20 protein-coding genes are annotated in these 25,563 nt (G+C 40.1%); 10 read left to right on the top strand and 10 right to left on the bottom strand.

The window, feature by feature from the left end; genetic code table 11:
* Positions 1–162 precede the first annotated feature (162 nt).
* From pgmB to AYR53_RS02750, 4 genes are all read right to left on the bottom strand, one after another.
* Positions 163–831, bottom strand: a complete 669-nt coding sequence (gene pgmB, locus AYR53_RS02765; RefSeq protein WP_068225960.1) for a beta-phosphoglucomutase — start codon at positions 829–831, stop codon at positions 163–165.
* A gap of 40 nt (positions 832–871) precedes the next feature.
* Positions 872–3,601, bottom strand: coding sequence for a glycoside hydrolase family 65 protein (locus AYR53_RS02760; RefSeq protein ID WP_068279495.1), 2,730 nt, complete (start codon positions 3,599–3,601; stop codon positions 872–874).
* A 192-nt stretch (positions 3,602–3,793) separates the two neighbouring features.
* Positions 3,794–6,106, bottom strand: coding sequence for a glycoside hydrolase family 65 protein (locus AYR53_RS02755; protein WP_068225962.1), 2,313 nt, complete (start codon positions 6,104–6,106; stop codon positions 3,794–3,796).
* Between the two features lie 160 nt (positions 6,107–6,266).
* Positions 6,267–7,157 (bottom strand): alpha/beta hydrolase, encoded by an 891-nt coding sequence (locus tag AYR53_RS02750; RefSeq protein ID WP_068225963.1) that lies wholly within the window; start codon positions 7,155–7,157, stop codon positions 6,267–6,269.
* Positions 7,158–7,663: 506 nt separating this feature from the next.
* Between AYR53_RS02750 and AYR53_RS02745 the strand changes: the two genes are divergently transcribed.
* From AYR53_RS02745 to AYR53_RS02715, 7 genes are all read left to right on the top strand, one after another.
* Positions 7,664–8,188, top strand: a complete 525-nt coding sequence (locus AYR53_RS02745; RefSeq protein ID WP_068225964.1) for a GNAT family N-acetyltransferase — start codon at positions 7,664–7,666, stop codon at positions 8,186–8,188.
* Between the two features lie 298 nt (positions 8,189–8,486).
* On the top strand, positions 8,487–8,909 hold the full coding sequence (locus tag AYR53_RS02740; protein ID WP_068225965.1) for a MarR family winged helix-turn-helix transcriptional regulator: 423 nt from the start codon (positions 8,487–8,489) through the stop codon (positions 8,907–8,909).
* Position 8,910: 1 nt separating this feature from the next.
* Positions 8,911–9,606 (top strand): YczE/YyaS/YitT family protein, encoded by a 696-nt coding sequence (locus AYR53_RS02735; protein WP_178378345.1) that lies wholly within the window; start codon positions 8,911–8,913, stop codon positions 9,604–9,606.
* A 131-nt stretch (positions 9,607–9,737) separates the two neighbouring features.
* Positions 9,738–10,838: a YibE/F family protein gene (locus tag AYR53_RS02730; protein WP_068225966.1), complete on the top strand. Its 1,101-nt coding sequence runs from the start codon at positions 9,738–9,740 to the stop codon at positions 10,836–10,838.
* On the top strand, positions 10,835–11,605 hold the full coding sequence (locus tag AYR53_RS02725; protein WP_068279500.1) for a YibE/F family protein: 771 nt from the start codon (positions 10,835–10,837) through the stop codon (positions 11,603–11,605). Before AYR53_RS02730 ends, AYR53_RS02725 begins: the two co-directional genes overlap by 4 nt.
* Positions 11,606–11,836: 231 nt before the next feature.
* Positions 11,837–12,211, top strand: coding sequence for a hypothetical protein (locus AYR53_RS02720; RefSeq protein WP_068225968.1), 375 nt, complete (start codon positions 11,837–11,839; stop codon positions 12,209–12,211).
* A gap of 365 nt (positions 12,212–12,576) precedes the next feature.
* A complete protein-coding gene (locus AYR53_RS02715) occupies positions 12,577–13,665 on the top strand; it encodes a DUF871 domain-containing protein (protein WP_068225969.1) in 1,089 nt (362 codons plus the stop codon).
* A gap of 633 nt (positions 13,666–14,298) precedes the next feature.
* On the opposite strand, the gene AYR53_RS02710 is transcribed toward AYR53_RS02715, so the two are convergent.
* The 4 genes from AYR53_RS02710 to AYR53_RS02695 form a co-directional block, all read right to left on the bottom strand.
* Positions 14,299–15,222, bottom strand: a complete 924-nt coding sequence (locus AYR53_RS02710; RefSeq protein ID WP_075168963.1) for an ABC transporter substrate-binding protein — start codon at positions 15,220–15,222, stop codon at positions 14,299–14,301.
* Between the two features lie 27 nt (positions 15,223–15,249).
* Complete coding sequence (locus AYR53_RS02705) at positions 15,250–16,251, bottom strand: FecCD family ABC transporter permease (RefSeq protein WP_068225971.1); 1,002 nt, start codon at positions 16,249–16,251, stop codon at positions 15,250–15,252.
* Entirely contained in the window at positions 16,248–17,228 is a 981-nt protein-coding gene (locus tag AYR53_RS02700; protein WP_068225972.1) for a FecCD family ABC transporter permease, read from the bottom strand. The genes AYR53_RS02705 and AYR53_RS02700 overlap by 4 nt, the downstream gene beginning before the upstream one ends.
* 518 nt (positions 17,229–17,746) lie before the next feature.
* Positions 17,747–18,808 (bottom strand): aspartate-semialdehyde dehydrogenase, encoded by a 1,062-nt coding sequence (locus AYR53_RS02695; RefSeq protein WP_075168962.1) that lies wholly within the window; start codon positions 18,806–18,808, stop codon positions 17,747–17,749.
* A 498-nt stretch (positions 18,809–19,306) separates the two neighbouring features.
* On the opposite strand from AYR53_RS02695, the gene AYR53_RS02690 reads away from it, so the two are divergent.
* On the top strand, positions 19,307–20,986 hold the full coding sequence (locus AYR53_RS02690; RefSeq protein WP_068279503.1) for an oleate hydratase: 1,680 nt from the start codon (positions 19,307–19,309) through the stop codon (positions 20,984–20,986).
* Positions 20,987–21,298: 312 nt separating this feature from the next.
* Positions 21,299–22,261, top strand: a complete 963-nt coding sequence (gene hemH, locus AYR53_RS02685) for a ferrochelatase (protein ID WP_068279506.1) — start codon at positions 21,299–21,301, stop codon at positions 22,259–22,261.
* Here the strand turns inward: hemH and AYR53_RS02680 are convergent.
* On the bottom strand, positions 22,203–22,730 hold the full coding sequence (locus AYR53_RS02680) for a GNAT family N-acetyltransferase (RefSeq protein WP_068225974.1): 528 nt from the start codon (positions 22,728–22,730) through the stop codon (positions 22,203–22,205). The genes hemH and AYR53_RS02680 overlap by 59 nt on opposite strands.
* A gap of 72 nt (positions 22,731–22,802) precedes the next feature.
* The gene (gene lpdA / locus AYR53_RS02675; protein ID WP_082918555.1) at positions 22,803–24,695 is read right to left on the bottom strand and encodes a dihydrolipoyl dehydrogenase; all 1,893 of its coding nucleotides are present in this window, start codon (positions 24,693–24,695) and stop codon (positions 22,803–22,805) included.
* 103 nt (positions 24,696–24,798) lie between these two features.
* Between lpdA and AYR53_RS02670 the strand changes: the two genes are divergently transcribed.
* Complete coding sequence (locus tag AYR53_RS02670; RefSeq protein ID WP_068279509.1) at positions 24,799–25,200, top strand: organic hydroperoxide resistance protein; 402 nt, start codon at positions 24,799–24,801, stop codon at positions 25,198–25,200.
* The last annotated feature ends 363 nt before the right edge of the window (positions 25,201–25,563 follow it).

Raw genomic sequence — 25,563 nt, 5'->3', positions numbered from 1 at the left:
TCAAACACTTCCATTAGGCACGTAAATCCAGACTTTTGGCGCACGTTCTAGAGCAATGTTCGAAAACAATAAGAGGCCAGGACTTTTTGTCCCGGCCTCTTTTTTGTGTTTTAAAGTTTAATTATTAGTTTTGGGTTAAAAAATGATTTTTTGGAATCTATTTTAAGCCATTGCTTTTTTGATATTATCCAGTGTTACTTGAGTAGTATCGATGAAGTTAATAGCCGCCTTATTTAGCATTTGCGGATCGCCAATACCAACAGAGACTTCACCAGCAGCGTTGATTCCTTGGATACCAGCCACAGCATCTTCTAAACCAATACACTGACTTGGATCAAGGTTCAGTAATTGTGCACCCTTAATGAAAATTTCTGGATCTGGTTTACCGTTCTTCAAGTTAGCTGGATCGACCGTTTTGGTAAAGTAGTCGCTTAAACCAATTTTAGCCAAAATTGTTGGTGCATTACGTGATGCTGAGGCAAGTGAAATACCGTAACCATTATCCCGTAAGCTCTTTAGAAAATCAGCCATACCAGGTAAAATATCTTTGGCTGTCATATTCTGAATGAGTTGAACGTAGTTAGTATTTTTTTCGGTTGCTAGGGCTTCTTTTTGTTCAGGAGTGTAGTCATTTTCTACACCACCTTTTTTCAAAATCAATTCAAGGGCATCCATCCGGCCAATACCTTTAACTGCGTCACCGATTCCGGGATAGTCGATGTTAAGCTTGGTAGCTAGTTGACCCCAAGCTTCAGCGTGGTACTTAGAAGTATCCGTTACAACACCATCTAGATCAAAAACAAAACCTTTAATGTCAGAAAATTTAACCATATTATTACCTCCTAGATTTGAAATTAAAGAATACCGAAATTTAGTTGTCGTTAACTGGTTTTTGGTAAGTAACTGTTGTTGCCTTACCCGCCGGTACTGCAATTTCTTTACCAGCGACGTAGATTTTAGTATCGTGATCAGCCGTGACGTTAATTAAATCATGAGTGATTTTGAAACTATATTGTGTTCCCCTGAAGAACTGTTTAAAGGCAATTGACTGCCAGTGGGAAGGTAGGTGTGGATTGACCTTAACCTGATCAGTTAATTGATCAACACCAGCGTAGTTACGCGTCTCCAGCAGTAAAGTGGCACCCATAACGCCCAAGTGAATTCCTTCGGCCGTAGTTCCACCCTGGATATCATAATAATCGGATAGCAACGCCTGTGAGAATAGCTTCCAAGACTGATCCATATTACCGTCGACTAGGCTTAAAACAGCGTACACGATCCGTGATAAAGTTGATCCGTGAGTTGTTCGGTCAAGGTAATACTCAATATTCTTAGTGAGGTATTCTTTTGGTAATTTGTAACCAAGGCCCTTAATGAGTTCATTTACACTATTGAAATCAAAGTTATAAAAGGCCATTAGTGTGTCAGCCTGTTTGGCAACTTGGTAAGCATCAGGATTGCGGCCCTCAGCCTTTAGAATCCGATCCATTCGCGAAATATCGCCGTACTTCTTGCGGTAATTCTCAAAGTTTAAGGTTGGCAACTTGAAGTAACCTTCAAATTGACCAATAATACCGTCTTCGTTAATATCAAGTTTGAGGTGATGACTAATCTTGTCCATTTTGGCAAAAAGTTTTTCGTCAAAACCAACCTTAGTCGTCACTTCCTTAAATGTGGCCGCGCTAATCGTATCTTTTCGTAACTCTTCAACGGTTTTAAACAGCCAGGCTACCATGATGTTAGTGTAGGCGTTATTGGTTAATCCTTCTTCGTCACTGTTAGGGTAACCTTCATGAAATTCATCAGGTCCCATGACTTTCTTGATTGTGTACCGCTTAGTTTTTTCGTTATAAATAGCCTTACTAATCCAAAAGCGTGAAATTTCAAGTAACATTTCTAGGCCATATTGGTTCATGAAGTCCACGTCATTAGTCATGTGGTAATACGTCCAAATGTTGTAAGCAACGGACAGCGAAACGTGACGCTGTAAGCGACTATTATCAGGATCCCAAGATTTGGTAATTGGATTTAGATGAACAAATTGAGATTGTTCATCACCGTACATCCCTGATTGCCAAGGATACATTGCACCCTTATAGCCTTCACTTGCAGCATACTTTTTAGCAGCACCAAGTCGATTGTAACGGTACATTAGTAATTGGCGAGCAAGCTTTGGGTAGTGTTGCGTGTAGTAAGGAATAACAAACATTTCGTCCCAAAAAACGTGACCACGGTAAGCCTCACCATGTAGTCCGCGGGCACCAACAGAGGCATCCAAATTTGGATTAGCGGTACTTGAAGCAGAAACAAACATGTGGAAGGTATTAACCCGGGTTAATTTCTGACTAGTAAGGTCGCCTTCGATTTGAATATCGGCGTTACTCCATAAACCCTGCCAAAATTGATTGCTGTTTTGTTCAGACGAATCAAAGCCGGCGTTTTGGAGCTCCTTAGTTGCGTGATCCATTAATGAGCCTTGGGTTTCCTGACTAGTGAACATAGCGACATTTTTTTCAAAAGTATACGTTTTATTCTGCTCGACGTCTAGGGTGATTGTTTGGGTGATGGCATCATCCGTATTGGTCACTGCTAAATGCCGGTTTGTATCAACACTAGAGCTGGTAAATTTAGTACCAACGATAAAATCAATGTTTGAGGTTTTTGTATGGCCAGCCAGATAAGCTTCTGCTCCAGCCGTACTCATTTCTGAAATATCAATGTGATGTTGATCAAAATTTTGGTAGCGTTCAACGTTGTCATTAGTAACACTACCGTCAATTTTCGAATAGACCTGCAGACTTCCAGAAAAGTTAATCGGTGTTAGTTGATACCGAATAGCGTATTGATGCCAGTTTTTCATATCAGCTACCTTGGTGGTCACAATGCGTAAAACATGGCCAGTTGCTAATTGGATCAACATAGTTGTACGTAGCTCGCCAGTATGTAGATCTAAGCTGCGGTAGATGTCCTGGACGTTTTCTTTGGTTACCGTGAAAGGACGCTGTTGGTCAACGCCAAAAGTTAAAAATTGAGCGTTAGGAAGGTTAACTAGATCTTCATTAACAACGTCACGGTCATTAATTTTAGTTGTATTTTGATTGTAGAATCCGGCAATGTAAGTACCAGGATAGTTGTCTTGATCGGCCGTGGCCTCAACGTAACTGCCACGTAAGCCAAAGAAGCCATTACCAATGGTTAACATTGATTCTTGGCCATAATTACGCTTACTAGTATACTGGCCGTAATAATCAAGGTGCCATTGGTTGTAGTCCTGTTTACGCGCAACGGCCTTTTCTAAGCCGACTGATTTAACAGTTTGTTGGCTGACAACCGGAATGTTCAGCATATTTGTCAGCGCCAGGCCAATATCGATTCGTTGGTGATTGATACCAACGATAGTGTCCGAAAATTCGTACTCTAAGGGATTTTCAATAACAGCAGCGTCAAATGAAATTCCAACTAAGCGTTCACGAATTTTTTCGAGATTTTCACCAATGGCCTGTTTCGGGTCGTAGGTAATGATGGCCTGCAGACTTTGATTATTGCGCGTATAGGTCAAGATAATTGCGTCGTCCGTAATTCGTAATGAAATAACTTTCATAATGTGACAAGCTCCTCCCCGCTTCTACTAAACGAAATGTGCAAGCGTTCCATATTCATGGTAACACTAATACACTATACTTCTATATTAGGTTGTGTGGGATTGTTTGGCAACTAATACGAAGCAGTTAGATTACAAAAAGGTAGTGGCTAGTTGAAAAAGTATTCAAACTCTGAGTGGGTTATCATATTTTTAAACCTGTAGTCCAGTTAAGTGAATTATTACTGGTGTTGAATTAACTAATTCAACCTCTTGTTCCCGGTAAAAAATATTAATTGGTTTGCCAACCAACAACGTAAAGGTAACTTCTTGCCGTTGAATGGCCACTTTAATCTGCCGTTTGTGGTATTTCACCTTGAAGCTAAGAAAGAGCCATTCAGAAGGAAATTGGGGGTCAAACGTTAGACCGTTAATTCCAGCGTGCATTCCAGCAAAACCGTAAATGAGTGATAACCACGTTCCCCCCATGTTGGCTGCATGAATGCCGTCCGCTGAGTTACCCTGAAGATCGGTTAAATCCATTAATGCCGTATCCATAAAGTAGTTGTAGGCCTTTTCTGGATTATGAATTCGATTAGCAAGAACACTAAAAATTGCCCGTGATAAAGAAGAATCGTGCGTTGTGATTTTTTCGTAGTAATCATAATCACGTTGCAATTGTGGCTCATCCTGGTCAAACGGAAATAGAAAATCACTCATCAGTGTATCTGCCTGTTTATTAACCCGGTAGCGGTATAAAACGAGTGGGTGGTAATGCAGTAATAGTGGGAAATTTTCCCGGGGTTCATTGGCAATGTCAAACACTGGTCGGTTCGGTGAACTGTCATCTTGCATCTTAATTTGTAGGTCATCATCGTAGGGTAAGTACATTTTATTAGCGGCCGTTTGAAAGGCGACGATTTCTTCCTCATTGACCCCTAAATCGGCTAATTTGGTCGGATTTTCTTTTTGTAGTTGCTTAGCGTACTTAACAGCGATAAATAAATTATTTTGCGCCATTCGGTTGGTGTAATAATTATTATCTACCAAAGCCGTATATTCATCCGGACCAGTGACGGCGTTAATCACGAATTTATTCTTCTGTTTACCCTGCTCACCGTAGTTGCCAAATGCCAACCAGAAACGGGCAGTACTAACAATCATTTCAAAACCATAATTTTCAAGAAAGTCCATATCTTGTGTAACCTGAATGTATAAGTCAGTCGCGTAGGCAATATCGGCGTTGATGTGAACTTGGGCGGTGCCAGCAGGGTAATAGGCGCTGGCTTCCTCACCATTAATCGTGCGCCAAGGATAAAGCACGCCATTTTCAATTCCCATTTCTCGAGCGTGTTGCCGTGCCTCATCTAAAATTGAAAAACGATAGGTCAGCAAGGCCTTCGCAATCTCTGGTTGCGTGTAGATGAAAAAGGGGAGCATGTACATTTCAGTATCCCAAAAATAATGGCCCTCATAACCAGGTCCAGTAACACCCTTAGCCGGAACATCAGTAACACTGTCCCGCCCGGCCGCCTGGTAAAGGTGAAATAAATTGAAACGAATTCCCCGTTGAAGTGTCGGATCGCCATCAATGACGATATCACTGTCTTGCCAAAAATGACGCATATGATTAGCTGAAGCTTCAAATAGTTTCGCAAAATTTTGTTCATGGAATCGTTCTAAAGTTTTCTTAATGTAAAAATCAGGACCCATTTCGACGGTCATTAATGCGTGAATATTTCCTAGGGAATAACCGAACGCAAACTGTTCCAACTTACCAGGTGTAAGATCCAATTGAACCTCATAACAGGGAATGTTATTTCGGGAAACCATTTTCATACGAGGATCGCTACCTAGATAATGAAACATCATTAAAATACCTAACTGACTCTTTTGGGTTTCAATGAGCATCGTAGGTGAGTCGGCAGGCATGTAGACTTGGCCCAAAGGATTGTGGCGTTGCGCCCGGCGAACGTCTTCATTACTATTGGGAATGCTTTGGTTGACGTAATTGTGCTGCTTTAGGAGCGTAACTTTACCACTAAAGTTTAATGCTCGAATTTCATAGCGAACAACGTATAGGTGATAATCACTTTGCGACATGAAAGACTGCAAAGTTAAAGTCAGCATCTTTTGTTTTGGCGTTGTAATTCGAAAGGTTTCAACTAAAAGTCCCGTTTCCATGTCCAAATTTTTATCGATTGTTTCAACCCGAAAAGGTGTTTGGTCTGAACGAACGCCATCAATTTCAAGGATTAAAAAGCGCGGATCAGGTAATTGGGCAATGGTTTGGTTGTTTCTGGGGTAACCAAAGTAACGCTCACCGTAAGTAATCGGACTTAGATCATAGAAACCATTAACAAATAAGCCAGGATTGCCCTCATAATGGTCACTGTTGCCCTGTAGGGGGTTACTTGCCCGAACCCCCATGTGACCATTTCCTAATGCGTAAATAGTCTCCGTAACGGGTTGTTCTTTATTTGTTAATTTTTGCAAATGGATTTGGTATTGATCGTCAATTGCCATGTCATTATTCTCCAATCATGACCTAAATTAAGAAGTAAAACGTCTCTATTTTATAACAAAAATTACAAGATAGAAATCGTTGTTATTCGGTGAGGTCTACACTTTAAATTATCACTAATCTAGCAAAATTATTCAAATAAAATAGATTGTTTGCTAAGGGTTAAGTGTTTTTGTTTAAAAATTGAATTATCGCGCGGTCAATTTTTGTTGCTAACGGCGATAGTTGCTCATCAGCGGCGTTACTGTCAGTAATTAGCGGAAGAGCACTAGTAATTAATTTGGTTTGCGGAGTTGACTGTGCCAACCAGTTTAGGCGCTGTTTACTATCTTGAATAAGTAACAGTGGTTTGGTAAGTAATTGGATACCCTTGGTACTGACATAAGCGCCATTTAAATCAATCGCTGCCGTTATAAAGTGTGAACGTTGTGCAAGCTCCAAGGCGACAGAACCAGCGAAGCCCATACCTAAAGTAATTACCTTAGAAAAATTGATGTGTTGGCGCAAAATTGTGCTATTAAGTTGTTGTGGCTGTTTAAGCAAATCAAGCGCGCTTAATGTCTCCTTTGTCCATTGTTTCGTCCAGTATCGTGTTATAGGTGTTTTATCGAGCAATTCTTGATAATGTGATTTTGTTGGTGCAATCGGGGTAAGTTCTTGTTGAATTTTGGATATCAGGGCAGCGTCTGGTTGTTTTAATGTTTTGTTAAGTAAATAAGTTGTCGTCTTTGGATGGCCAAGTTGGAAAACAATGTAACCTGCTTTTACCAATTGATCGATTAAGTGTAAATTGGTAAAAAGCGATTGGCCCAGTGATGGCTGTAATAAAATAAGTGGAAATTGACCGGGATGAACGGGCACATTTTCGCTAATCTGCTTAGCAATGTGTTGACTTGCGGGACTGGGCGCCAAAAGTGGCGCTATTTTAATTGGGTGACCTTGCTGGAGGGCAGGATAGAAACAATTCCAGGGTAATTCTTGTAACGGCATACCGGGTAATGCTGGCAGTCGGTAAATGGATTCGACATAGCCGCTGCGTATTATTTTTTTCAAAATTGCCCTCCAATCATATAAACTGAGTTGTGTTTGGAAACTACATTTAATCGTATTTATCTAACTAACTTAGTATAACTGGGTTTGAAAAAACGGCTTCTTGCGGCGATTGAGATGAACTTAGTCGGGGAAGAGGTTGAGAAAAAAGTCCTAGCCGCACTAATTCCGAGCATTACTCTAGAATGTGCGCCGAAAAGCTGGATCGACTTACGTTACACAGTAAACCCAAAACCGACTTTTACCCTACTCCTTAGTTTAGTACATTATTAATGATAATATCATATATTAATTATGGCTTATTTAATTGATAAAAAATTTCATTTTTTACTTGCAAAATTAAAGCCAAGTGGCGATAATAGCAAAATGTACAAATCTAGAATATTAGAAAAATAATTTCAAAAGATAGGAGTGGGACAAAAGTTGGTTTTGGTGTACGTTCTAGAGTGGTGTTCAGAATAGTAAACTTTTGTCCCAGCCTTTCCAATTTTAAAGAAGGAAGTGATAACGTGACAACGACTTACTTACGGCGTTCACGTGAAGCTGATTTACCAGCAATTATGACAATTATTAACGAGGCAAAGGCCTATTTAAAGGAACAGGGTGTCGATCAGTGGCAACATGGCTATCCTTATGAAGAAGATATGATTAATGATGTTAAAGCAGGATTGAACTATGTTTTGATTCGTGACGATGATATCGTTGGGACGGCCACTTTGCAGCAGGGTAGGGATGATAACTATAAAGTTATTGATCATGGCAGTTGGCAAGGGGCAGCGGATGCACAGTATACGTCAATTCACCGAATAGCAGTGTCGGCCAACTATCGTGGCCAACATTTATCGGAAACCATGATTACCAACCTATTGACCGTTTCGCTGGAACTTGGTTATACCGACGTTCGAATTGATACGCACCCAGAGAATAAGGGCATGCAACACGTGATTGTACAAAATGGTTTTACGTACCGCGGTATTATTTACATGCATGAACCAAAAGAAGAACGGTACGCTTACCAATTATTATTGAAATAAATTTAAGTTAGGAGTGGACCAAAAGTTGGTTTTGGTGCACGTTCTAGAGTAATACTCGAAAAAAATGGTTAGGACCTATGACGGAACATGTCATAGGTCTTTTTTTAATAAACGAAGTACGAGAAGCTGCTTTTTCAAACACGTTTGCACTAAATTAACCGGATAAACACGATTAAAAGTATTTTTCAAACACGATCTAGTTTACGGTCTTGACATTTTTAGAAAAAAGCAATTTAATGGATAAGTCCACTAATTATTAAAAAAACTTTTTTTAAAGAACGAACGAGGAGAGATTAACGTGGAATTATTTGAATTTAGCAAATACATTGCTTCAGTTTATCGGCAATCAAAAAATGATTTTAAACAACAAATTACGGAACTGGATGTTCGGGCAACTCAAAGTGATCTGTTGATGTTTATCCAAGATCATCCTGGCCTTACGCAGCGGCAAATTGCCCATAATATGACGCTTGATGCTAGTCTTCTGACCAAAGATATAAAGATCTTGATTGATCACGGCTGGGTACAACGAGAAGTTCACGCCAAAGATCGGCGGGCACGAGTGATTACATTAACTACTGCGGGTACTGCCCTTGCGCAGCGGCTACAAACAACGATGGGAAATTGGTGGGCTGATTTGTTTCGTAGTAATCCGGAGATTGATAGTGTGGTCTTAGGACAGCAACTTGAGTTGGTACGGAAAGCATTGGAGGAGAGATAAATTGATTAAAAAATGGGGAATCATTGATATTTTCAAGCATTTTGCTTGTTTAATATTTGGAATTGGCCTGATGTCGGCTAGCGTGGCTTTAGCCAAAATCGCGTTACTTGGTACGTCCCCAATTTCCAGTGTCCCTAACGTACTAAGTGAATTGACAAATTTGACGATTGGGCAGTGGACGATTATTTTCATGATCGTATTGATTGGACTAGAATGGGTCGCTTTACGGCAGTATTTTAGTTGGTTGAATGTTATTCAAATAATTCCTTCACTTTTCTTTGGTGTTATGATCGACTGGTTTGTAAAGTTCTTTAGTTTTATCAAATTACCAAATTACTGGGTACAACTTGGGATTACACTGCTTAGTATTATATTATTGGCAATTGGAGTCTTTTTTGAGGTTAATTCACGGACGCTAACGATGGCTGGCGAGGGGATTGCGGTTGCATTTGCGTTTGCTAAAAAAATGGCCTTCTCACGCATGAAGATTCGTACTGATATTGCCATGGTAATTGCCGCGCTACTCATCAGTTTAGTTTTTAGTCATCAATTAATTGGCGTTCGGGAAGGTACGGTGTTGTCGGCACTTTTATCTGGCCGACTCGTTGGTCTAATTGAACGGTATTTTCCCAGACTAACTAACTGGGTGCAGGGTACGGACGAACAAAGCCGTCTCAAAAATCAGGTACGTGAATAGTTTTTTTGAAGTTGCTATGGGTGAGCTAGGTTATTATGAAATTACACTTTTATTAATTTGGTAATGCTACGGCAAATTAAAACAATAAACGTGTTAAACTCGTTCATATACTATTGAATGAGATGATAGAGATGACGAAACAAGTCCGGCGCTGGTTATTGCCCGCCGGTATTATTTTAATTGGTTTTTTATTGGTTATTGGAACGCACTTTGATCAAGCACTTTACCAAACACCAATTGTACAAATTACGAAGGTAGCTAATGGAAAGCCAATCAAGCAAGTTGACCAATTTAAAAATGTTGACCACCAAACTAATCAAATATTAGAAGGTAAGCTGCTAAATGGGCATTATCAGGGTAAGCACGTTAAGCTGCATAATACTTATACAACATCAGGCGCCTATGACCAACAGTATAAGGTTGGTCAAGAAGTCTTCGTTACTTTACGAAAAGACGGTACAGTTAGTTTAATTCAAGGCTTAAAGCGAGATGTGACTCTGGCATTTCTAGTTTGGTTAGCGGTTAGTTTACTATTCGTTATTATGCGCACTAGTGGTATGTTAGCTTTACTAAGTGTCTGTCTCAACATGGTGCTATTCTTTTTGGCAATTACGTTAAATCTAATGCTGCACAGCAGTTATTTTTTGTTAATTTTTGCAAGCTTGGCCGTCATTTTTGCGGCCTTAACGCTCTGGCTGGTTTTAGGTCCAACCAGACAGATGTTAGTGACTTTTGGCGCCACCTTAGTTGGGACTTCCGTTGCCTTGCTATTGAGTCTGATTGTAATGCAACTCACTGGTGAAAAGGGAATTTATTATGAATCAATGCAATACGTGACTCAGGTGGCCCCACGACCCTTATTCTTTGCGGAAACACTGCTTGGTTCCTTAGGGGCTGTGATGGACGAATCAACGGATATCGTTGCGACACTTTTCCAATTACGTGAGGAACAACCAGATATCTCGGCCAAAACATTATTTAATTCTGGTCGGCAAATTGGCCGTTCAATTATGGGACCATTGGTAAATGTTTTATTCTTAATTTTTGTGGCTGAGACTTTTCCAATGGCCATTCTTTTTTTGAAGAACGGGAATACCTGGGGGTACACCTTCTCAATGAATATGTCATTAGGTGTTACGCAAAGTCTAATCAGTGGGGTTGGGATTGTTTTAGCAGTACCGATGGCCAGTTTCTTGGCTAGTCTATTAATGACTAGGGGGAAGGCAAAATGAGTACAATTCCAGCTTTAGGGCTACTTCTACTAGTAGTTATGGTACTGGTTGGCGGAAAGCAAGGGGCATTATCTTTTTTGAGCCTACTATTAAACTTTGTTTTCTTATTTGCTGCAATTGTTTTAGTTTCGCTACACTTTTCGCCAATAGTTGTCACGTTAATATTTGGTATCGTTATTTTAGCCGTTACAATCTTCTTAGGTAATGACGATGAAGTGACGACGCAAACGGCCTTTTTTGCCTCAATTTTGGTTATGCTGGTACTGTTGGCCTTAATTTTACCAGTAGAGCATTGGGCCTCCGTTCAAGGTTTTGGCATGGAAGATAGTGATGATTTAGAAGGAATGTCGCTGTTAATTGGTATTAAGTTTATGCAAGTTTCAATTGTGACGGCCGTATTTAGTACATTGGGAGCGATCGCTGAGGCCGCGATGGCAATTTCTGCCGGTTTGGCCGAGATCGTTCAGCAGCAACCAAAAATTGCGACCAAGCAGTTATTTTATGATGGGATCACGGTTGGTAAACAGATTATTGGGACAACGTTTAATACGCTATTCTTTGGCTTTTTTGGTGGCTTTTTAGGGTTGTTTATCTGGTACGTCGATTTACATTACTCATTAGGGCAATTTTTAAACAACAAAATTTTTGATGCCGAAATTTTAATGGTGCTGTTTTCTTTAATCAGTGTCATCCTAACCGTGCCAATGACGACCTGGGTCATGACACGGCGAATTCACCGTGTACGTAAAAATAAACGCGCAAATTGATCTAATTATGATTGAATCAATGTCCAAATAAGCTTAAAATGGTTACTTAATTATGAGGTTAAGCGCGTTGTCAAGCGCGCTTAACTGACTAAAAAATTGTTTAAAAATCATAAGAGCTAGTTTTTTAAGTTCGTTTGGTTCGAATCAATCAGAAAAATATTGGACGGTAATTCTCAAATATGGCCTATGCTAAACTAAAGATATTATATCTAAACAAGGAGATTTTTGATTATGGCGGAAGACAGATTTTATCAACCTAAAGATAGTAAGGATGCAATGCGCTACGTTGAAAATTTATTCAATCAATATAAGGATGCACCATTAACGGATGAGCTATTACGCTATAATCAAAAGTTAGTCCGTTATTTAAGCGGGAATATTGTTGATGAGGCCACCCGTGAAGGGCACCCAGATCGCGCTAAGGCCGCACAACAAATGGCGGCTGCGATGGATGAATGGGTGCGAATTAAGGCCTTAGGTAAACCATTCACTGGTAAGATGAAACACTTTAAGATTGTATCGGGCAACCAACACGTTCGATTTAAAGCTCGACGGAATAAAGGTGGCGGCAAGCAAGTAACAATGCGCAAGACGATGCACCATTAATTGATTGGCGTATCGGTGGAGGTACTGGTTACTATGTTCTGATTAATTTTTGGGCCTGGGCCGGGTTTAGAAAATACGCTTATTAGTATTTTCCGACTAATTTAGTAGAAACGTGTCTAAAAAGGCAGATTCCTGTGCTTAGCTACGCTCGCCAAATTATCCACTGCGCGAATAATTCGGCAAGCTAGGCTGCGACTTGGACTTCGGTTTAGCCTAGTCCGATCGACATCGTCAGTAATGCTCGGAACCCAGGCGCTTTTTGAGACATTCTCTGGTTGTTAAAAATGTCCTAATAAGCGAGAATAAGGTTAAAGGAATGAATCGATAATTTCTTTAATCTTATTTAATAACGGAGGTTTTTCGTAGTGAGACGATTAGGAGTTTCGTTATACCCAGAACATTCAACACTTGCAAAAGATAAAGAATATTTGGATTTGGCGCATATATTCGGTTATACACGTGTTTTTACTTCGCTGCTAGAGATTACTGGTAACCAAGACGAGGTTGTTAATCGGTTTAAGCAAACAATTGCGTATGCTAATCAATTAGGATTTGTTGTGATGGTTGATATGAACCCACGACTTTTTAAACAGCTAGGAATCAGCTACGACGATCTTAGTTTCTTTCATGATTTAGGTGCCTGGGGTGTCCGGCTTGACGAAGGCTTTTCAGGAATGGAAGAGGCACGAATGACGCGTAATCCTTATGGTTTAAAAATTGAAATCAATATGAGTGGCGGAACTCATTATTTAAATAGTATCCTAGATTATTCGCCAGAAAAAAATAATCTATTAGGGTGTCACAATTTTTACCCACAGCGCTATACAGGTTTGAGTCGTCCGTTCTTTAATAAATGGTCGAAATTTTTTACGGATCGAAATTTAAATACTGCTGCCTTTGTTAGTTCTCAGACGGCTAGTTTTGGACCGTGGCCCGTTCAAGATGGTCTACCAACGCTAGAAGAAGACCGTGACCTACCAATCGCGGTTCAGGTTAAGCATTTAGTATTAACGGGTATGATTAATGATGTGCTTATTGGTAATGCTTATGCTTCAGAAACAGAACTAAAAGCTGCTGCCACTGCATTTTTTGCTAAACAATTAACTTATCAAGTTGAATTAACTGGGGACGTTTCAGAATTGGAACGAAAAATTGTGTTAACTGATGAGCACTTGTACCGCGGTGATCAATCTGCCTATCTGGTACGAGATACACAGCCACGAACTAAATACCGCGATGAAGCTATTCCTGCACACGACAATCAGGGAATGATTCAGCCTGGTGACGTGATTATTGTGAATAGTGATTACGGTCAGTACAAGGCCGAACTGCAGATTGCGTTGCAGCCACTTGAAAATGATGGTCGGCGAAACGTTGTTGGGCACCTTGTACCGAGTGAACGATTACTATTGGATTACATTCGTCCGTGGAGTACTTTTAAATTAATTGAATAAATAAAGAGGAGAAGTGTGCGAAAAGTCGGTTTTGGTACACGTTCTAGAGTAATACTCGAAAACAGTAAGCGACTAGCTTTTTTCCTACTCCCTCTGAATTATTAAAAAGGTTGTGCAGTAATGAAACGCACAACAAAAAACGGAAGACTAAAATAATGCAAAATAAAAACCGCCACATACAGTGACGGCTAAAAAGGAGTAAGGGTGTAGCCCTGATTGGGAGGTCAGGACTACTTTTCTTTTACTTTGGAGGAGTAAAATGAAAAATGTTAGTTTTAAGCTCTCGCTTAAAACTGTTAGGGTTGTTAGGTTGTTTGGGTATGGTTAATAAGTTGGTTCTTATTAACTATGAATATAGAATAACGGCTAAATATGAAGAAATTGTGACGAAACAGATCAATAAATTTGAAGGATAGTTTAAGGATTACTTAAGCTAGGGAGTGTTTGAAAAAGCACTTAGGTTCCGAGTATGCGTCAATCTTAACTACTATTCCGCAATTGCAAATTATTAGCAAAAGTACTTTATAAACACAATCTAACTTATGATAGTGTGACTTATTCAAAAAGGCTAACATAGCGCTGTTTTAAGCGACTAAGTTGGCCTTTTTGTTAATGGATATATTTTTAGGGGAACTAATTACCGGCCTTAATTAAAGCATCAGTCACAATCTTTAATTGTCCTCTAGTGGCATAGGGATCGTAATAATACATTTTATTGAATGGTAATTCAATGACGTGTTTTGCCTTAACGGCTGGTAATGATTTCCAAATTGGATTTTTTTGCATTGCAACTAAATCAGGGTCCTTAGTACCTTTACCACTAGAACTGGTGACAAACATGTAATCGGCCTTATATTTTGGTACTGATTCAATCGAAATTTCTTTGAAACCAGCGCCGGAATTAACCTTAGCTAAGGCTGGTGCTAATTTAAAGCCTAAACCATGAGTTAAGGCCTGGGCACCGCGACTAAATCCGGCACCATAAGCGTAAAATTTACCGTTTTGCATTTCATAAATACCAACTGTCTTTTTCCGACTAATTCCGGCCTTGTCTAAACGTTTGGACTGTTGTTTGGCAGTCTTTTTAAATGATTGTTTAAACGCCGCGGCCTGTTTATCGCGATTCAATAATTTGGCAAAATAATTTAATGACTTATAAAAGTCTTGAGTTTTGGTATAAGAAATTTGAACAGTTGGCGCAATTTTTTCCATTTTTTTGGTGTCGGCCTCATTGCTAGTGATGATCAAATCTGGTTTTAATTTTAGAACCGATTCAGGATTCATTGGCGTTCCGACATCTTTAATTTTTTTAACCTTAGCCTGATTGAGGTAAGGGTTGGCCAATTCTAACTTGGTAGAACCGACAGTATTAACACCTAAGGACATTACTTGGCCTAAATATAGGCCGGCGACAACACGTTTTGGGTGATTGGGAACTTGGACCGTGCCATTTTCGGCCTTAAAGGCGTGAGTAGCGGCCGCGTTTACTGGCCGTACAGTGCTACATAAAAAAGTGACTGCTAATAAAGCGAATATCCAGAATCTTTTCTTAAGCATAAAGACAACTCCTTTTAAGTTATAAATTTAATTTGTCTGGTGTAGTAACAAAATTACAAAGTAAGGCATGGTAATTACGGCGACGACAAGTCCGACTGGTAATTGACTTGGAGCGAAGGCGACCTCGGCAACAATTGCAGCAAATAAAACGAGGTCGATGCCAATTAGTACCGTTAAGGGGAGATAGTAGCGACTTTTGTGACCAACTAATGAATGTGCAATGTGTGGCGCCATTAAACCAACGAAGCTAATGGCACCGCCGCCGGCCACTGCGATCCCGGCTAATAGTACGGCCAGCAATAGTAAATTTCGGCGTTTGTTTCTAACTGCCAATCCAAGGCTGCTAGCAGACTGCTGCCCGAGGGTTAGTAGATCACTACCCCATAATTGGCGAACCATGAATGGCAAAATGACTAGAATGGCACAAGTTAGAACAAAAATGTAGCTCCAGTCTTGATTCCAAAAGTCACCACTGATCCAGATAATTAATTTGTCAAAATCAAACTGATTAAGTTGCAGTTCAATCAATAAAATAATGCCATTTAATAAAGTACCGCTGGCGATACCAATTAATAAAAGTTGCAGCGGTTGTTGCAAACGCCGCTGTATAAAGACAATTGCAGCACCTAAAAGACTGCCAAGTACAGCAAAAAGTGGTAAACCAATCGTTTGTGTTAAGTTGATGTAGTGACTAAGCGCTAGAAAGATTACTGCGCCTAAGCTGGCACCGGCATTAATGCCCATGACGCTAGTATCGGCCAAAGGGTTTTCAGTAACTAATTGCAAAATTGCACCACTAAGGGCCAGACAACCGCCACAGATAACACTTAACATAATTTGTGGTAAACGAAATTGCAGTAAAATAAGTTGTGACTGTGCATCACCTTGGCCAACTAAGGTTGTAAGAACGTTATGTAAAGAGAGGTGAATGCTGCCGTGGGTCATTTGAAAGAAACTTAATAGAACAAAAAGGACTAATAGACCAGCAAACCATGCACCAAAGCGGTGTTTTCTTTTTAGATTAGTCAATTCAAGGCCTCCTCTTGATTACGCCAGAGGAAAATGAATAGAAATAAGCCGCCTAAGATAGCAGTCAGCGCACCTAAGGGCAATTCAAAGGGTGGATGGGCAGACTTAGCCAATGCGTCGCCAAAGCTGAGAAAGGCGCCCCCAGCAAGTAATACTTGGCCAACTGTATGCTTGAAATTGTGGCCGCTGAGTAAAGCGATACATTGGGGAATTCCCAAACCAACAAAAGCAATGTTACCGGCCACGGCAACACTGGCACCGGCGGCAAGTACAATTAGGCAGGCTGCCCATAAACGTGTCCAATTTCGTTTTGTCCCTAACCCTTGGGCCAATTGATCATTGAGCGCAAGCAGCGTCAATTCTTGGCGAAGACAAAATAGGCCAATAACTAAAATGAAAAAAGTAATGGCAAGCAGAGTAACCGCCTGATACGTTACACCGGAGAATCCACCGACTAACAATGTTCGGTATTTTGCAGTTGACTGGGTGAGTAAACTGACAGCGTAAGCCACGCTGACAAGAAAGCCTGAAAAAATTGTACCGCCTAAAATTAATCGCAGTGGTTGCATACCACTGCGCGTTACTGATAGGCCAAGCACAATACAAAAAGCAATTAAAGCGCCTAACAATGCAAGTCCAAAACGGGCAGCGATGGTAAATGGAATACCAACCACCGTACCAATGATTAGAGCCAGATTTGCGCCACTATTGACGCCTAAAATCGCTGGATCAGCAATTGGATTACGTGAAATGGTTTGTAGTAATTGACCCGCAACAGCTAACAAGCTACCAATTAACACACTGGCCAACGCACGAGGTAGCCGAACTTGTAGAATTATTTGCTGTTCTAAGCCAGTGTGTGGGTGAAGCAATGTTAGTGGGCTGTACCAAGTTGGTCCACTGCAGAGGTCGATAGTAAAGCCTAATAATAACAGGCAAATTAAGATAAAATTCAAATGGGCTATTTTATGTTGCATCCTTTTCCCCCTTACCGAGAGAGTGTTTGGAAAAGCGGTTAGATTCTACTCTGCAATTATAGTGAGTTATTTACAAAGATCGCAAATAGCTTAGGACGCCTCGAATGTTGTCGATTCTTGTGGCAAAGTTTAAAGGTCACAGTTACAAAGTCCGTAACTGCTCGCGACTCAATTCGTCTCGGTCACCGCAGGAAGCTGCTTTTTCAAACACGTTTACACTAAATTAGTCAGGTGAATACTAGTAAAAGTATTTTTCAAACACGATCTAAGGCCAATAATGATTAAAATGAAAAAGATCTCATTTAAGTTTTAATTTTAGCAGAAGAAATAGTTTATATCTAGACTAATTGAAAACTATTCTCAATTACGGACTAACCGATTTAAAAAAGCAAGGCCGTGAAGTGAACCCAGACTTTTGTCCCACACCTTAATTTAAAATTCTCTTTTACTGTACCAAAAAAGCGCTAGAAAGTTTAGTTTGCTTCAAACCAAATTTTCTAACGCTAATAACTAGCCCATTATTGCATGTGTAGTAGATTTAATTTATCTAGATGTTCCGCAATTTGAACTGAATTCCACGCGGCACCTTTCAATAAATTATCGGAAACGTTCCATAAATGATAGGCGTTATCTTCTTCTTGATCAGGTCGAACACGACCAACAAAGGTATCGCGACTACCTTCCGCGTTGATTGGCATTGGGTAGATTTGATGATCAGGATCATCTTGTAAAACGACACCAGGGGCGTTGCGTAGAGCAGCTTGAATGCCCGCAACATTAGCATTTTTAGCGTCTTCAACTTCAAAGTAAACTTCTTCAGAATGACTGACTGGAACGGGGACGCGAGCACAAGTTGCGGTTACCTTGATAGCCTTACTGTTCATGTCACCAGCCATGATCTTTTTGGTTTCGTGGATCATTTTCCATTCTTCATGGGAGTAGCCATCTTCTTCAAACACGTCGATTTGCGGTAAAACATTAAAAGCAATTGGATAGTGCTTTTTATCACCAGCAGTTGGTAAAATATCAGCGTGCATTTCTTTGCCATCTAAGTAATCTTGCGTTTCAGTTCGTAGCTCTTGTAAAGCACGGTTACCGGCACCACTAACGGCCTGGTAAGTTGAAACAATCACTTTTTTTAGACCAAATTTTTGGCGAATTGGTTCTAGTGAAACAACCATTTGAATCGTCGAGCAATTTGGATTAGCAATGATACCATGATGCGCATAAAGTGCCTTTTCATTAACTTCAGGAACAACTAAAGGTACTTCAGGATCCATGCGGAAAGCACTTGTATTATCAACAACGACAGCGCCACGTTTAACAGCTTCAGGAGCAAATTTTTTGGAAACACCGCCACCAGCAGAGAAAAGGGCTAGATCAACGCCCTTAAAAGAATCAGGCACAGTTTCTTCAACAGTAATTGTCTGGTCTTTAAACTTTAATTGTTTACCAGCAGAACGACTAGATGCTAGCAATTTTACAGAATTAATTGGTAAAGTTGTCTCCTCTAACATCTGAATCATTCGGGTACCAACAGCGCCAGTTGCGCCAACCACTGCAACATTATAACCACTCACAGTAAAAGACCTCGCTTTTTATAAGTTAGCCTATAGTTTAGCACAAAATATAAAATTAGAAAACAATGAAACCTCACATTGTTTTATTAAAATGTTTAGTGACGTGCTTTAGACTAGTGCTAATCGTTATTCCAATAAATATTCTAATTGCTTAATAATTTATTCTTTTTACAGGATGAGGCCCTGGATGAAAAGTCTTGTGGTCCGTAAATGAGCACTTAGATTAATTTAAATAGTCAGGGTCATATTTTTATCTGGAAAACAATCAAGTAGTGAGTGTGGCTAAGTAATGGATTTATGCATAAATTTATTAATTTTGGCGGATTAAATTTTACTAATTAATTAAAATAAGTAAAAGTTGTGGTGAGTAATTCGGACGTTTACAGTTTTCTGTGTTATTTTGTAGTTAAGCGTTTTCTAATTATTATACAAAACAGGTACGAGAACGTTTATAATGTAGATATCAAATGTCCTTAAACAGAATCGGAGGTAATTAGAATGACCCAAAAAGCTTATATGATCGGTACTGGAATCGGTAATTTAGCTGCAGGTATCTATTTGATTCGTGATGGTGGTTGGCGTGGTGATCAGATTACTATGTTTGGCCTGAATAAACATGGTGCTAACGATGGTGATACGGTCGCTGCCTATGAGGATGAGTACGGGATTACACCACTTGGAAACAGCCAGGGCTATTTGGCCGAGGGTGGTCGAATGTTAAATGAGGAGACGTACGAAAATCTTTGGGATCTATTGCGGGAAGTTCCGTCATTAGATAATCCTGGTCAATCAGTAACGGATGATATTTTAGATTTCGATCACGCACACCCAACGCATGATGTTGCCCGTTTAATGGATAAGTTTAACGGTATTCGGAATAAAGGTGACCGCCAGGATTATAATCATATGCAGTTTAATAATCACGATCGTTATTTGTTAAGCAAATTAATGTTGTTACCTGAAAGCAAAGAGCAAGAATTAAATGACGTGAGTATTAAGCAATGGTTCAAAACTAGTCAGCATATTTTTCAGACTAATTTCTGGTATATGTGGCAAACTACCTTTGCGTTTAAGAAGGAAAGTTCTGCGATGGAATTACGCCGTTATATGAACCGGATGATTCTTGAATTTAGTCGGATTAATACACTTGCCGGAGTCACCAGAACGCCTTACAACCAGTATGAAAGTATTATATTACCAATGCGCAAGTATCTAACTGATCGTGGTGTTCAGTTTGTGAATAACCGTAAAATCACGGCGTTCCAATTTAAAGACACACCACTTCGTGACGATATCATCGTGACCGGTTTAGAATACGAAGAAGTTGATAATGACAACCAAAAGGGCAGTGTCTCGATTGAAGAAAATGATCTTGTCTTTGATACTAACGGTGCCATTACTGACAGTACTTCAATTGGTGATCTAGATACGCCAATTAAGGAAAATATGGAGTATGCGCCGAGTGCTCAATTGTGGAAACAGGCCACCGAACACTTTTACGATTTAGGTCATCCTGACAAGTTCTTTAACGACCGATCGCAAAGTGAGTGGATGAGTTTTACAATCACAACCAGTGATCACTACTTGCTGAACCAGGTAACGCGGATTACGCAGCAACAACCTGGCAATGCCCTAAATACTTGGATTGATAGTAACAACTTGATCTCAATTGTTGTTCATCATCAGCCTCATTTTAAGGCGCAAAAAGAGAATGAAACTGTCTTTTGGGGCTACGCAATGTATCCACGGCGGCAAGGGGATTACGTTAAGAAACCATTTATCGAGATGACTGGCCGTGAAATGTTGCAGGAATTACTGGGTCACCTAGCAGAAGTCGATAGCAGTAAAGATAATATTCGGCAACACACGGATAAAATTATGGCCAGTATTATTAACGTTATTCCAGTTTACATGCCGTATGCCAGTGCCCTCTTTAATCGCCGGGCAGTTGGTGACCGACCAGCCGTTGTACCGAAGCATTCCAAGAACTTAGCTTTCATTGGTCAATTTGCGGAAATGCCATTTGATATGGTCTTTACTGAACAATATTCATTCCGTTGTGCCCAGCGCGCCGTTTACCATTTCTTGGGCATTCCTGCTAGTGAGTTAACACCATTACACCATTATGAAAAAGATCCAAAAGTAATGGCACGAGCAACCAAGACAATGTTCCGTTAAAAATGGGTAAAGTGATGTTAGGTAGTTAATTTTATACGGAAACTACCTAACGAATTACGTTCTAATTAGCGCGTGGTTTGAAATTATTTGTTGCAGAAATTGTGACACTAAAGAGGTCGGGACAAAAATCCTGGCCTCTTATTTGTTTGATCATTGCACTAGAACGTGCGCCAAAAGTCTGGATTTAGCTGTAGTTACGCAGTAAACCCAAAACCGACTTTTGTCCCACTTTCTTTATCCGAAGTAGGTCATTCACTAATACCGGGCCAGTTTAATTTATGGGATAATTGAATACCTAAGGAGTTGTGAATTGTGAAAAAGGGAATTTTATTAGTTAACTTGGGAACACCCACTGCACCAGAAGCGAAGCCAGTCCGTGTTTATTTAAGTCGCTTCTTAGCCGATCAGCGGGTCATTGATACACCACGTTTTTTATGGTGGCCGATTTTACATGGTATTATTTTGCGTTTTCGACCGCGACATTCGGCGGCGCTTTATAAAAAAATTTGGTCGGCGGAGGGATCACCATTATTACTATACACGCAGCAGCAAACACAGCAATTACAAGAATTACTGCCTAACTATGTTGTTCGTTTTGCTATGTGTTATAGTGCACCATCCGTACCCACAGCGCTCAGTGAACTAGCTAATCAGGGCGTTGATGAGTTAACGGTTATTCCGCTATACCCGCAATATTCAGGGACGACAACTGGTTCGGTTTTTGATCAGGTAATGACTTATTTTCAAAATAGTTCCAATATTCCGCAGTTATATTTTCAACAAAGTTTTTTCCATGAACCACTCTATATAGCAGCCTTGGCCAATCAAATCAAACTAGAATTAAAAAATCAGTCGTATGATCAACTGATTTTCTCTTATCACGGTATTCCGCAAAAATATGCTGATAACGGGGATCCATACCCACAACAATGCACTGAAACAACGCAGCAAATTATGCAATTGGTCGGCGATCAGCCATACCAGCAAAGCTATCAATCTAAATTTGGTCCTAGTCAGTGGCTATTACCGGCAACGGATCAGACGTTAAAAAATTTGGCCAGTAATGGCTGTAAAAGTGTTTTAGTTATTACACCAAGTTTCGTAGCGGACTGTTTGGAGACACTACAAGAGATTAACCGCGAAAACCGGCAGTACTTTATGGAAAGTGGTGGGCAACGCTTTACCTATTTACACCCACTTAACGGTAGTACAGACTTTACCGCGATATTGGCAAAGCTTGCAGTGAATAATGAACGTGTTCAGCAGACTCATTAATTAGTGACTTAAACCCAACTCGCTCAAGTAATTTTTGAGCGGGTTTATTTTTTTTCGTTGTAATTGCGGTTAATTCAGTTAATTTAAGTTCTTCAAAACTAAATTGAACGATGTGCTGTAAAACTTCCGTCATGACGCCTTGCCGTTGAAATTGAGCTAATAGTTCATAGTGGACACTGGCCGATGTGGTTGTTTCACTAAAGGGTCCTAATTCAAAAGTACCTAGAAAAGTATTACTTTTGCGATCTTGAATTGCCCAGATCAACATTTCATTGCGCATAACGCGGCCCATTGCAGAATTAACGTAACGGGCCGTGTCCATAATTGTCGAGTCAGGTTGACGATCCGCTGCCTGAGCAATGGATTTGTCGTGACGCAATGCGAAAATCTCTTTGATGTTACTCCCAGTCAACCAGTCAAGCGTGTAGTGCGCGGTCATAATTGGGTGGTACTTTTCAAATATTGTCATTGGTTATTCAGCTCTTTCTTCAGGTAGTCTAATTGTGTTTATGCTACCGCAGATTATAGTGTAAATAAACATTTAGATATTTATTGGAAGGTCGAGACCGACCTCGGCCGCATCAACAATTGTTTCGGCAAGCGTTGGGTGAGCGTGAATTGTGTTAGCAACGTCATCTAAGGTCAGTTCGTTTTCAATCACTGTAGTGAGCTCGGCAATTAATTCACTGGCGTTGGGACCAACAATTTGCGCGCCAATAATTTGGTTAGTTTTATCGTCAAAAATAAGTCGTAAAAAGCCTGTGGTGACATTTAACGTTAAGGCCCGGCCATTAGCGCCAAATGGGAATTGTGCGGTTGCGGCGTGATAGCCAGCCTCGATAGCCGCTTTTTTCGATAAACCAGTAACGGCCATTTCAGGATCGCTATAAACAATTTCAGGTAGTGCCTTGTAGTTAACGTGAGTTTCCTTACCGGCCAAAATGGCCCCCAAAACACGAGCCTGATTTGTTGCCCGGTGTTCTAGCATAATTCCCGGCGTAACATCACCAATTGCAAAAATGTGTTCGCGGTTAGTTTGGCACTGGTCATTAATTATAATTTTGTTTTGTTTAGTTAGGTTAAGCCCTAGGTTTTCTAAACCAAGATCTTCAGTATTGGGCAAACGACCAACAGTGACTAGTAAATAGTCGCCATTAATTATTTGTTGCTCCCCATTCTTTTCATAAGTGACTGTGACCGCTGTTTTTGTGTTTTCGACCTTTTTAATTGGTGCCTCAGTAATTATTTCCACGCCTTTACGTTGCAGGTTAGCCGTAACTACTTTAACAAGACTTTCGTCAAATTTAGATAAGAGTCGCTTGGAGTGTTGAATAATTGTGACCTTAGCGCCTAGATCTGCATAGGCCGAGGCTAGCTCGGTACCGATGTAGCCACCACCGTCAACCAATAAATGTTCTGGAATCTTAGGCAAACTAAGCGCGCTCGTTGAATCAATAACGCGCTTTTCAAACGGAAAATCTGCTAATGGTCGCGGTCGCGAGCCTGTTGCAATTACAGCGCGCTTAAAAGCTAGAATAGTCGTTTTAGTTCCACTAACTAAGCGTAAATGATGCAAATCAAGAAAATCTGCGTTACCATAACGTAAATCAACCTGATGTTCTTTAATTAAATCCTGAACGCCACCGACTAATTTATCAACAATACTTTGTTTCCACTGTTGGGTTTTAGTGTAGTCCAGATTCTTTTTACCACCCTGCGTCATACCTAATTGCTCATCACTAGCCATAGCGGCAAAACGATGACCAGCGTTAATTAAAGCCTTTGAGGGAATACAGCCAATGTTTAGGCAAGTTCCGCCAACTTTATTTTTTTCAATGAGGGTTACTTGTTCACCTAACTCACTGGCGCGGATTGCTGCCGTATAACCACCAGGGCCAGCCCCGATAATAACGGTGTCGATATTCTCGGCTTCAGGATAGTCTTTTTCTTTGGCCGGTTGTTTGCTGAAGAGATTACGAAAATTAATTTGGTTATCAATATCCGTCTTTTTAATCATTTTTGCGGTGTTACCTAACACAATTTTACTAAGATCAACATTATTATGAAGTGCATAACAGCGTAACGCTGGTGTTATGTTAACGCCGGCTAGAGTTTTTGCCTCTGCCTTTGCGGCGTCATCCCGGGCCTTTTGCGCTAATTGCGTTTGTTTCTTTAAGTTAGCAGCCAGGTTTTGACCAGGTTCCTCGTCAATTTCAAATAGAACATCAGTGTAACTGAAGGGTTCACCTTCCTGGATATTTATTTTTTTTACTGTACCGGCTAAGGGTGCCTTTAGATCGAGGACCAATTTGTGGCCCTCTAATTCCAACATGTCCTGATTAAAATCTAGATGCTCGCCGGCCTTAATTCGCCAAGCGATAACAGTACCATCAACGGATTTAGTATAAAGATCGGCCAAACGTAATGAACGCATAAAAAGCACTCCTTTTTTTAATAAAATGTAAAGGCTATCATTGATAATTTGATATAAATTGTGTACAATATAATTATACGATAACTAAAGGGGGAATTCAATTTTGAACAAACTTTACACAACAGTTATGACGAACGAAGGTGGCCGTGAAGGTCAAGTATGGTCCAATGACAAGAAATTAGACTTAAAGATTACGGCCCCAGGCGAAGGTAAGGAAGGTACGAACCCAGAACAGCTCTTTGCTGCAGGCTATGCTTCTTGTTTTAATAGTGCACTGAGTGTCGCTTTAGAACAAGGCAACGTTTCCGGTAAGAGCACAATTCGTGCTGAAGTTTCATTATTCCAAGGTGATGGCCCTGATTTTAAGATTGCAGTTAAATTAACCGGCCACATTGATGGTTTAGACAAAGAAGAGGCAGCAAAGTATATGCAAATTGCCCACCAAATTTGTCCTTATTCAAAGGCAACTAGTGGTAATGTTGACGTTGAATTAGTAACTGAATAATTTTAGCTTGGCGTGTATCGAAGTTTTGGTAACATAACTTTGGTGCACGCTTTTTGCTTGATTAAAATTCTGACGTGTAGTATGGCAGATTAGCATTTGATTATTTTCGACTATCCTATTAAGAAAACTTGCTCTTTTTAAATAATTAAGTGTGCACCTTAGCAAGTGACTCGTCAGTTATTATTCAGGCAGCTTTTTAGACGAGAGGCTTGCTTTTTTCTTTGATTTGAAATACGGAGATCGGTTAAATCACATAAAATCGTCAGTTTGTTTGACGTCAGAAATGTATTAATTGCTGGTTTCATCACTAATGTTAAGCAATTTTGTGAGTTTAGTAGCGTATCCTTGATTTCAAGATTGAGT

Source organism: Loigolactobacillus backii (assembly GCF_001663675.1).
GTDB lineage: Bacteria > Bacillota > Bacilli > Lactobacillales > Lactobacillaceae > Loigolactobacillus > Loigolactobacillus backii.
This window is presented reverse-complemented; position numbering and strand designations above follow the sequence as displayed.